Annotated in this window: 3 protein-coding genes; all 3 read left to right on the top strand. The window is 61.6% G+C overall.

The features are described 5' to 3' along the window. A partial coding sequence (locus ACRZ94_RS20685; RefSeq protein ID WP_480656737.1) for a TAXI family TRAP transporter solute-binding subunit occupies positions 1 to 909 on the top strand: 909 nt, incomplete at its 5' end. A gap of 106 nt (positions 910 to 1,015) precedes the next feature. Next, positions 1,016 to 3,634 (top strand): TRAP transporter permease, encoded by a 2,619-nt coding sequence (locus ACRZ94_RS20690; protein ID WP_480798224.1) that lies wholly within the window; start codon positions 1,016 to 1,018, stop codon positions 3,632 to 3,634. Next, positions 3,631 to 4,055: universal stress protein (locus ACRZ94_RS20695; protein ID WP_480798225.1), on the top strand; the 425-nt coding region annotated here is incomplete at its 3' end. The genes ACRZ94_RS20690 and ACRZ94_RS20695, both read left to right, overlap by 4 nt.

Here is a 4,055-nt window from a genome sequence, read left to right on the forward strand (position 1 = left end):
GCCGCATACGCCGAAGAGTTTATCACGATTGGTACGGGTGGTGTTACTGGGGTTTATTATCCGACGGGTGGCGCGATTTGTCGGTTGGTGAACAAGGGCCGTAAAGAGCATGGTGTTCGGTGTTCGGTGGAATCGACGGGTGGGTCGGTTTACAACATCAACACCATTCGCGAGGGCGAGCTGGAGTTTGGTGTGGCGCAGTCGGACTGGCAGTACCATGCCTATAACGGCACCTCGAAATTCGAAGACGCGGGCGCGTTTGAGAACTTGCGGGCGGTGTTCTCGGTGCATCCGGAACCCTTTACCGTTGTGGCGCGGGCCGATGCGGGGATTTCCAGCTTTGAAGACCTCAAGGGCAAGCGCGTGAACATCGGCAACCCGGGCTCGGGTCAGCGCGGCACGATGGATGTTGTGCTGGAAGCCGTGGGCTGGACCATCGATGATTTCGAACTGGCCTCCGAGCTGAAAGCGGCCGAACAGTCGGCGGCGCTGTGCGACAACCAGATCGACGCGATGATCTACACCGTGGGTCACCCGTCGGGCTCGATCCAGGAAGCGACCACCGCGTGCGATTCCGTTCTGGTGAACGTGACCGGCGAGGCGATCGATGGCCTGATCGACGGCAATTCCTATTACCGCACCGCGACCATTCCGGGTGGCATGTATCGCGGCTCGGACGGGGATACCACGACCTTTGGTGTGGGCGCGACCTTTGTGACCTCGGCGGATGTGTCGGATGATGCGGTCTATGCGGTTGTCAGCTCGGTTTTTGAAAACTTTGATGATTTCAAAAAGCTGCACCCGGCCTTTGCGAACCTGAAGCCCGAAGAGATGATCTCGGACGGTCTGTCGGCGCCGCTGCATCCGGGGGCCGAGAAATACTACAAAGAAAAAGGCTGGCTGCAGTAAGCCGGACCTGATGCGGGGCGCGCCTGTGACGGGCGCGCCCCTTTTGCACCCGGGGGAACCGGGCAGACGATAAGGCCGAAACGGCCATATGACGGGGAGACGCCAGATGAGTTCCGACACACACTCCAACACACCGCTATCCGAAGAAGAGCTTCAGGATCTGGTGGCGTCCTCGGATGCGGGGGCACGCAATCCGGCGGGCAATGTGGGGATCTTTCTGGCCATTGTCGCGGTGCTGTGGTCGGTCTTTCAGGTGGTGCTGGCCTCGCCTTTGTCGAACGCCATTCTGCCGGGCAGCGTGGTGAACAACTCGCGCCAGATCCATCTGGCCTTTGCGATCTTTCTGGCCTTTGCGGCCTATCCGGCGCTGAAATCCAGCCCGCGCAGTTACATCCCCATTCAGGACTGGATCATGGGCGTGGTGGGCGCGGTGATCGCGCTCTATGGCTATATTTTCTACGAAAAAGTCGTGAACAATGGCCTGCTGGCCGATGACGTGGACAAATGGGTCGCTCTGGGCGGGTTGCTGTTGCTGTTTGAGGCCGCGCGCCGCGCGCTCGGGCCCGCCATGGCGATCATCGCCACGATCTTCCTGGCTTATGTGTTCTTTGGCTCGTCCGACTGGGTGCCCGAGGTGATCCAGTGGAAGGGTGCCAGCCTGAAAAAGGCCATGAGCCATATGTGGATCACGTCCGAGGGCGTGTTTGGCATCGCTTTGGGCGTCTCGACCAAGTTCGTGTTCCTGTTCGTGCTGTTCGGCGCGCTTTTGGATAAGGCGGGCGCGGGCAATTACTTTATCAAGATGGCCTTTGGCGCGCTGGGGCACCTGCGCGGCGGCCCGGCCAAGGCGGCTGTGGTGGGTTCGGCGGCGACCGGCCTGATCTCGGGGTCTTCCATCGCCAATGTGGTGACCACCGGCACCTTCACCATCCCGCTGATGAAGCGGGTGGGCTTTTCCAGCGAACAGGCGGGCTCGGTCGAGGTGGCCAGTTCCGTGAACGGTCAGATCATGCCGCCGGTAATGGGCGCTGCGGCCTTTTTGATGGTGGAATATGTGGGCATTTCTTATGTCGAGGTGATCACCCACGCCTTCCTGCCTGCCGCAATCTCCTACATCGCGCTGGTCTATATTGTGCATCTTGAGGCGGTGAAGCGGAACATGCCGACGCTGGGCAACCGCGTGGTGTCGATGGGTCGCACAATCGGCGGCATGGCGGTGTTCTTCGTAGGCTTTGCCGGGCTGTGCTATGGCATCCAATACCCGATCAAAGGGGTGATTGCGCTGATGCCGGGGGCGTCCGGGCTGGTGCTGTCGGCGCTGGTTGTGGTGGCCTATCTGATCCTGCTGAAACTGGCCGCAGGCGTGGATGATCTGGTGCCGGATGATCCCAATGCCAAAGAGGTCGAGCTGCCGGTGATTGCCGAGATCTACAAGGCCGGTCTGCATTACCTGCTGCCGATCATCGTGCTGGTCTACTTCCTGATGATCGAGCAGAAATCGCCGGGCCTGTCGGCCTTCTGGGCGACCTCGCTGCTGTTCGTGATCCTGCTGACGCAGAAGCCGCTGAAATCGATCTTCCGGGGTGAGAACAACACCGCAAACGCCTTCATGGCGGGCGTGGCCGACCTTTGGAACGGTCTGATCGACGGCGCGCGCAACATGATCGGCATCGCGCTGGCCACCGCCACCGCAGGCGTGATCGTGGGCACCGTGACGCTGACCGGCGTGGGTCAGGTGATGGCCGATCTGGTCGAGTTCCTGTCGGGCGGCAACCTCATTGCCATGCTGGCGCTGGTGGGTCTGCTCAGCCTCATTCTGGGCATGGGCCTGCCGACCACGGCGAACTATATCGTTGTCAGCTCGCTGATGGCCGGTGTGGTTGTCGAGCTTGGCGCGCAGGACGGTCTGATCGTGCCGCTGATCGCGGTGCATCTGTTTGTGTTCTACTTCGGCATCATGGCCGATGTGACGCCGCCTGTGGGTCTGGCCAGCTTTGCCGCCGCCGCCGTGTCGGGCGGGGATGCGATCCGCACGGGCTTTACCGCGTTCTTCTACAGCCTGCGCACCGTGGCGCTGCCGTTTGTGTTCATCTTCAACACCGATCTGCTGCTGATCGATGTGGGCTGGGTGCAGGGCATTCTGGTGGCCATCTCCGCCACCATCGCGATCCTGATCTTCACCGCCGGCACGATGGGCTGGTTCCTGACGAAAAACCGCATCTATGAAAGCGTCGCACTGATCCTGATTGCCTTCGCGCTGTTCCGCCCGGACTTCTTCATGAACCGCATCGCGCCGCCCTTTGCGCAGATCGAGCCCGCACAGCTGGAACAGGCCGTGGGTGACGCCACCCCGGGCAGCACCCTGCGGATCGAGGTCGCAGGCCCCGATTTTGACACCGGCGACATGACCGAGACCACCGTGGTCCTGACCGTGGGCGACGAGGCTGATGGCGCCGCCCGCATCGACGCCCTGGGCCTGATCCCGCTGGAGGAAGACGGTCTGGTCAAGCTCGATGAGCCGCTGTTCGGCACGCCCGTCGCCGATGAGCTGGCGAACTTCGACTATTACGCCGACGACCCCGTCCGCATCACCACCGTGCAGGCCCCGCAAAGCCAGCCGCCCAAAGAGCTGATCTTCATCCCGGCGCTGATCCTTCTGGGCCTGATCGCCTTCCTGCAACGCGCCCGCGCCGCGCGCACAAACGAACAAGAGGTGACACCATGACCAAGGCTGTTTTGTGTGCCGTGGACATCAGCAACGGCGATCTGGACGAGAATGTCCTGAAGATTGCCGCGCGCCTGGCGGATCAGCATGAGGCCCAGCTGGACGTTGTCACCGTCCTGCCGGACTTTGGAGAAAGCTGGGTGTCGGGGTTCTTTCAGTCCGACTTCCACGAAAAGGCCCTGGAAGACGCGCAGGCCAAGCTGACCGCGCTGTGCATCGCCGCGATCGGCGCCGAGCGGAACGAGAAAGTCCGCCACGTGGTCGCCACCGGCACCGCCTATCAGGAAATCCTCAAAACCGCCGACAACGCCGACTCAGACCTCATCGTCATCGGAGCCCACAAACCAGACCTCAAAGACTACCTCCTCGGCCCAAACGCCGCCAGAGTCGTCAGACACTCAACTGCATCCGTATACGTGGT

Source organism: Ruegeria sp. CH10 (assembly GCF_056537125.1).